We start from the raw sequence: 7,912 nt of genomic DNA, 5'->3' as shown, positions 1-7,912 counted from the left end.
GGTTACACTTGGACGAATAACAACACTAGCATTGGTTTAGCAGCAAGTGGCACAGGCAACATAGCCAGCTTTACAGCCACCAACACAGGAGCAACACCAATAACAGCAACAATTTCTGTAACACCATTGATCAACGGCTGTCCAGGAAATGTGGAGACCTTCACGATAATTGTAAACCCAATTATCACCATGAACCCAGTTGCAGACGAAGAAGTTTGTCACAACGAAACAGTTCCAGCGATAACCTTCACAGGAACATTAGCAACAGGTTACACTTGGACCAACAACAACACTAGCATTGGTTTAGCAGCAAGTGGCACAGGCAACATAGCCAGCTTTACAGCCACCAACACAGGAGCAACACCAATAACAGCAACAATTTCTGTAACACCATTGATTAATAGTTGTCCAGGAAATGTAGAGACATTTACGATAGTTGTTAACCCAGTTATTACGATGAATCCAGTTGCAAATGATACTGTTTGTAACAATGGAACAGTACCAGCTAAAATATTTACTGGAAGTTTACCAAATGGTTACACATGGACAAATAATAATACAAGTATAGGTTTAGCAGCAAGTGGAGCTGGAAATATTTCACCATTTACAGCAATAAATAATGGAACAACTCCGGTTACAGCGACTATTACAGTTACTCCACTGATTAATGGTTGTCCAGGAAATACTCAATCATTCACAATAACTGTTTTGCCACAATTGGGTGCAGATATTGACTTGGCAGATATTACTATATGCCAAACAGGGATTATAACTTTAAATGCCCAAGTTACAAACCAAAATGGTGTTGTACGTTATCAATGGCAATCATCATCTGATGGCAATACCTGGTCACCAATATCAGGAGCTACAAATCCAACTTTAACTTTAAATGGAACTGTAGTAGATACTAACTACTATAAAGTGAGTGTTCAAGCAGTAGGAATTGGTTGTAATTACAGAGATTCTGATAGTTCAAGGGTAATTGTTTTGCCAAATCTTAGTGTTGATGTAAATATTCCAAATACCACAGTTTGCGAAGACGCCGATTTGGTATTAAGAGCTAGCACATCGAACGGTACTGGTACAATCACCTACCAGTGGAGTAGGTCAACAAATGGAATTTCTTGGAGTGTAATCCCAGGAGCAACAGCAGATACCCTCATAGTTCCAACTTCCGCCGCAAATTTGGGTGCTACTTTCTATCAAATTATAGCCACAGCGAGTGGAGTAGGTTGTGGAGCTTCTGATCCGGATGTTGCCATAATTACTGTCGTGCCAAATATTTCAGTAACAGTAGATCTTCCCAGTATAACTGTTTGTGAAGGGGCCGCAGCAACACTTACAGCAACAAGGACTAATGCCACCGGAACATTTACTTACCAATGGCAATCTTCCTCAAACAGCTTAAATTGGTCGAATATTGCTGGTGCAAACGGCTTAACGTTTAACCCAAATACAACAACGGCGGACACAACATTTTATAGAATTATTGCCTCGGCAAGTGGCTTGGGATGCGGTTCTGATACTTCTTCTGTTAGTAGAGTTATTGTGGTGCCTAATCTGAGTGTTGATGTAAACCTTACAAATTCGGTAGTTTGCGAAGATGCGAGCCTAGTGCTTAAAGCAAATCCTATCAATGGTACGGGCACCATTTCATTCCAATGGAGGCGATTGGTAGGAGCAGCCTTCCAAAATATTTTGGGCGAAACAGCCGACAGCCTTGTGGTCTCAACAGCAGCTCCAGGGGTTAATGTATACCAAATTATTGCCACTGCAAGCGGTATTGGTTGCGGAAGTGCCACTTCCTCTTCTGCGTCTGTTCAGGTAAATCCCAATCCAGTGATTTCGATATCTGGTGGAGATTTTTGCACAAATACAAATATTAACCTAACCGCAGGTGGCGGGCAAACTTATGCATGGACAGGTCCGAATGGTTACACCTCTAACCAACAAAATCCACTTATATCTAATGCCGACAGCACTCTACACAAAGGAAAATATTATTTAACTGTCACAAACTCATTTGCTTGTACAAGCAACGACTCCGTTTTGGTAGATGTTTTACCATTGCCAAATCCTCCAACAGTGGCTGGGGATAGCAGTTGTGGGCCTTCAAGCCTATTGTTGGATGCCTCAAATTGTAACGGAACAATTAATTGGTACGATGAACAATTTTCTGGAAATATCTTATTAAGTGGCACAAATTTTGCTACAAGTATATTAAGTGAAAGTCAGAATTTCTTCGCTTCGTGCATTTCAACCAATAATTGTTCTAGTCCATACAGAAGTGTGGTTTTGGCAGAGATAAAAGAGTTTCCAACGACTGAAGTATTGGCTATAGACCCAACATGTATGGGGAAATCGGTACTCAACAATGGAGGTTTAATATTATCAGGATTTAAGAATGGAGAAGCCTACTCTTTTAACATAGGATCAACATTTAACCCAACTTTGGCCGGACCGGCTGTTACAATTCCATCAAACGGGAGAATAACATCGTCGCTCAACGGTCCAGTAAAAGGAAGCCCACAAACATATACAGTAAGAATAATAAGTGCGGAAGGATGTCCGATAGATCAAAATGTGACAATTCAAAATGTTTGTCAAGATTGTGAAATCCCAGTTTGCCCGCCAGCAACAGTAGAAAAAACGAAATAGAAACATAAACAATTAATACTTTTTTTAACATGGAAAACAATTATTTAAAAACCAGATTTGCATCTGTTTTTGAAAGGGAAAGGAAAATGTGGACGCAGCTCCTCATTTTAGGATTCCTTATGTTGTTTGCTCATTTGTCGACATACGCCCAGCCCTGTAACCCAGACTTGGCCATGACCATAACGACCTATGATGCATCAGCAGAAACAGTTAGTGATGCAAAAATCAGAATCTCAGGCATAACCAATAGCAACTATAAAGTTGGTATCAGCCCAGGGGCTTCATATTCAGGACCAGCTTTTGCTGCATTGGGTGTTTATTCTACCTTAACAAATGGTTTTGTAGAAGAAGCCCTAGCCGCCCCAACAGCTGCACCTGGTACACAATACACCGTAAGGGTATTTAATGAGACAGGTAGCTGTTTTACTGACTCAACTTTCTATTTGCCTTATGTAAACTACAACTACGCACCCACCTATGTAGACTTAGAAGCAACCATAACGAAATCACCTGCTGGTGATGTGCCATTAGGAGCTTCAGTTACTCTCACAGTAGCTGTAAAAAATGATGGTACGTTAGATGCTACAGGAGTTGTTTATCAAATAGCTAGTGCTATTGATTTAACCCTTACAGGTAGTAATACTATAGCAGGTACTTTTGTTGAAGGAACAGGTGTATGGACTATTGGTAACCTTGCGGCAGGTGCAACTGTCAGTCTTGAATTGACCTATACTGTTACCTCAAGGGGCATAAAAGAAGTCACAGCAGTTGCCACTGCATTAAATGAAGTTGATTTAGACTCTACGCCGACTCCAAACCCAGAGGTAGAAGACGATGAGGCACAAATATGTATTACTACGCATAGAGATTATTGTAATGGAGATGAATATACTTTCGCATTAACAAGTGCAGACTATACAGGAGTTGTATGGCAAAGAAGTACCGATAATGGAGTTCTTTGGACAACAATTTCAGGCACAACAGCTGATTATGAAATAGCAGCTTCAGGAGCTTTAATAATTAAGAGTATTGGAGATTATAAATACTACAGGAACGCAACTGCAACTGCTTGTGCTTTTGAAGGGTGTTGCCCAATAAAAGTAATTCCTGGATTACCACCTGTTTTAACTAAACCTACAGACCGCGTTATATGTGTGGGTCAGGCATCTCCTATAATCGCATCAACAAATACCCAAACAGGGTATTCGCCAACTGCTCATACCACTTATGATATTCCAGTGAGAATTGATAATTTAGGGACACTTCCAGGATTCTTAGCTGACCAAGGAGTATTCAAATATCAATGGTACAACAACAACGGCCCTAGTAACAATACTACTACAGCAATAGCCGACGATACTACACTCACATTGGTAACTTTGCCAACTACCGCTGGTATTTATAACTACAGATTGATTTCAGTCCAAGCTGGTCATACTTCTTGCACTGATACTACTGAGGTGGAATTCATTATTAATGAAATTCCGATTGTTGCTGCAACCAGTAACTCACCAATTTGTCAAGAAGATACTATCGAGTTAGCAGCCACTAATGATGCAATAAACAATGCTATCAACCCATTCCCTGCAGCAAGTTTTGAATGGTGGGGACCTAATAGTTGGACTAGCAATACCGCTGTAGATACTGTTATGAATGCTCAGGCTGTAAAAGCTGGTAGTTATTTTGTAAGAGCCTTCTACACCGCTAATGGGCTAGAATGTGCAGATACTACTTCAATTCCAATTGTTGTCAATCCTTTGCCAGACAAACCAAATGCAATAGACACTACGTATTGTCAGCAGATAGCCGCTAAAAGACTCTCAGCTTTGCTAATACCATCTCCAGCAAGCCACAATGGTGATAGCCTTAGATGGTATGAAGGTCCAACCTTGTATCAGTTCACAGACAAACCAGATACTACCACTATAATTGGCTATAACGTTGGACCTTATGCAAACACTACAGTAGCGGCTGGTCAATACACTTGGTATGTTACTCAAGTAGATGGTTTAGGATGTCAATCTCATCCTGACACACTGGTCGTCACGATTGACGCCAAACCGCTCAAACCCACAGTCAATGATATTGCTTTTTGCCAAGATTATCCAACAACTGCTCTTACAGCAACAGCATCAGCAGGTAGTTATGGATTGATATGGTATGGTGAAGATAAATCGAATATTCCGGGTGACACAAGTGCAACTTACGCAGCACCACCATCAGATTCTGTAGGAATATTTACATATTGGGTTTCTCAATACAATACGGTTTCAGGTTGTCAATCTGACACAGCAGATTTCGATGTATTCATCAAAGATACACCAGATGGCCCGGCAGTTATAGAACCTACCTATTGTTTGAATGAAACAGCGGTACCTTTAGTGGCTACACCTGTGGTTACAAACACAGTTTCGGGAGCTCTAAATACCCTTACTTGGTATTGGAATGGTACTACATCAGGTACAGCACCAACTCCGCCTACTACTTTACCTGGGGCTTCGTGGGCTTATGTAACCCAAACAGTTGTATATGATACATTGTCTTGTGAATCGCCACAGTCGCCGCTCAAGATAACGGTCAATCCACTGCCAGTGGCTAGCGTTATTCCGGTAAGTGCCCTTTGTATTGGTACATTGTCACAAAACGACGGTATGCTCATACTCACTAGATATAGAGATTCAGACCAAGCAGACTGGAACATCGGTTCAACGTTTGGTGCAGGAACAGGTACAACTCCAGGATTCGTGGTTATTCCTAATACAGGTATAATCGCCTCTAATTTGCCAAATCCTACTGGTACTCAGGAAGATTACACCGTGAGAATAAAGAACTTCCATCCTGGTAACGCAAGTCACCCAGCTCAGTTCGAATGTTTCATTGATGTTACAGTGCCTTTGGTAGCTAAAGATTGTACTTGTCCTGGTGGATACTGTGAGCCAGCTACAGTTACAAAAACAAAATAATTCTTAAGTGTTGATTCGCAAACAAAAAGCGAACTCAATCAGATAAAACGAAATGCAAATACCTGAAATTAAACCTTCGGGTATTTGCTTTTTAAACCCAAAAAATAAATACAAAAATTGGGTACAAAACAAAAAGTAAAAGTATAAAACTATAAAATCCAAAATGGAAAAATTCAATTTGAATTTCCGTTATCCATCCATAAAAATACATTTAATTCTTTTTGGGATTTTTTTCTTTTTTTCTTTAGAAAGCAAAGCTGAAAATAATGATTCCTTAAGTTTTATATGTAAACGTCCCACCTTTACGACCAGACATAACGACGTTTCTTCTCCTACAACCAGCGACGGAAGATTACTTATAACTACTATAGACTACGCCACGCATTACGAAATTATTGAAGGTTCTAACACACCTTTCGACTTTGCACAATCTATTCCTTTGCCACCTCAGCAATTTGAAATAGAAATTAAAAACATTTCTAATCCAACCGGCAAAAAAATTTATAGAATTAGGTTATACAACGAAGGCGAAGACTGCTACACCGATGAAACAGTTATTTTCGAACACATGAACTTTGCTGCAGATAGAGATTTTGCCACAATAGAGCTTGTGCAAGGAATAGACAATTCAACTCCCAAAATCGGAGATTTAGTAACTTTTACTGCGATTGTTCAAAACAAAGGCACCAAAACATCAGAAGACGTAGAAGTAAGATTGATTCAAAGTTTGAGCCTTGAGACCATCAACTTTTATACTGAACAAGGTCAATTTACATCAGTAGGTAATATTTGGAGAATTGGTAAACTCACCGGCGGAAAATCAGTAAAATTGGTACTGAGATTAAAGGTTAAGTCTACTGGATTGTCTTATTTGTCTTCATTTATTTCTCAAGAAGGAGTCAAGATATATGAATATGCGGATGCTCAGGCATCAGGAATTGTAGGGGGAAAACGCAGCGGAACTAGCTGTGTCACAGTACCCATTGCTATTAATACCGACGAAGTTTATAAAATGGTCTTGAAAGAGTATAAAGGGATTAAATGGTATTATAAAGATGCTTCAGGTAATTTTTCTGAAATTAACGATAAGACAAATCCTGCATTGGCAGTTATAAACCCAGACAGTTCGTTGACTATCAAACAGGGAGGAGAATTTTCGTTTTCAAAAAAAGTTGGAGATTGCAATATTAGTAGTTGCTGTCCAGTAATAGTTGAATCATGCTCAGGCCCGCCAATTGTTGTCGATTCTGTATACTGCAATACCACTGTGGATAGCTACAATATTGTTATTCATCTCGAAAATGATAAATATAGTTTGATAGAGAAGGTGTTTTTTGCAATGTCAAACCTAAATTTTCCAGTCCTTACCAATTATTTGAGTAGAATTAACACTCTCCCCTTAACATCAAGTTCAGGGTTTGTTACCTCTCTAGGAAATAGCTCTTACAGAATTGAAAATATTCCAGCATTTATGCCAAATGTTACTTTGGTTTCCAGTGATTTAACTGGTAAATGCCGAAATGTTAGAATTGTAAATGCTCCTAACTGCACCAAACCTTTAGGCATGCCAGTGCTTGATGAAACAACGCAGTTTATCAACGAAGATCAAATGCCTCCCGCTTTCTTGGTTATCACTAAAGAAGCTGGTACCGAAATCGTTTGGTTTGAAGATGAACTTGCCAGAAAACAATTACATACTGGAAAGAAATTTAGAGCAAAAAAGCCTGGGATATATTATGTGGCTTATAGAGACAAGAAAACCAAAAGTGTAGGCCCAACGGTAAAGGCTTATCTGAAAGAATTGGCTCCAGAAAAACCTGGGAAGTTTGGCGGTGAAGACATTTGTGACTGTGACAATCCATTGATGGTGCCACAAGGTGATCTGGGTGATTTGAGCTCTGCAAAGGCTTATCCAAACCCTGTAAGTGATTTGTTGACAGTGGATTATAGAATTCCCAAAACTGCAGTAAAAGCAGCTTTGAACTTTTCAAATGTCAATGGGAAACAAATGAAATTATTGGAACTATCCAAAACAACCAATTCGGTGAAAATAGAAACTAATCGCTGGGTAGATGGCACTTATTTTTATAGCCTTATAGTAGATGGAATTCGTACTTTTAGTCAAAAAATAATCGTTTCTCATCAATAATATTCTGTTTTCTTTAATTTAAAGAGATTCTCTCTTTTTGATTTCTGATTATTTCTATAACAATTATTCATAAAAAACGCATCGGGTTTTCTTCAAAGATTGCCATAGATGCGTTTTTGTTTTTATATATACTGAGTAAAAA

At 39.2% G+C, this 7,912-nt stretch carries 3 protein-coding genes; all 3 read left to right on the top strand.

The genetic code is table 11. The features are described 5' to 3' along the window. Positions 1–2,658, top strand: a 2,658-nt coding sequence (locus EGI26_RS08355) for a hypothetical protein (protein ID WP_255077673.1), incomplete at its 5' end; no start/stop codon positions are given. Positions 2,659–2,687: 29 nt separating this feature from the next. After that, complete coding sequence (locus tag EGI26_RS08350; RefSeq protein WP_255077672.1) at positions 2,688–5,621, top strand: DUF11 domain-containing protein; 2,934 nt, start codon at positions 2,688–2,690, stop codon at positions 5,619–5,621. 163 nt (positions 5,622–5,784) lie between these two features. After that, positions 5,785–7,770: a T9SS type A sorting domain-containing protein gene (locus EGI26_RS08345; RefSeq protein ID WP_255077671.1), complete on the top strand. Its 1,986-nt coding sequence runs from the start codon at positions 5,785–5,787 to the stop codon at positions 7,768–7,770. The last annotated feature ends 142 nt before the right edge of the window (positions 7,771–7,912 follow it).

Source organism: Lacihabitans sp. CCS-44 (genome assembly GCF_024343735.1).
Lineage (GTDB): Bacteria > Bacteroidota > Bacteroidia > Cytophagales > Spirosomataceae > Leadbetterella.
The sequence above is the reverse complement of the archived record's forward strand: the minus strand, read 5'-3'. Positions and strand labels throughout refer to the sequence as shown.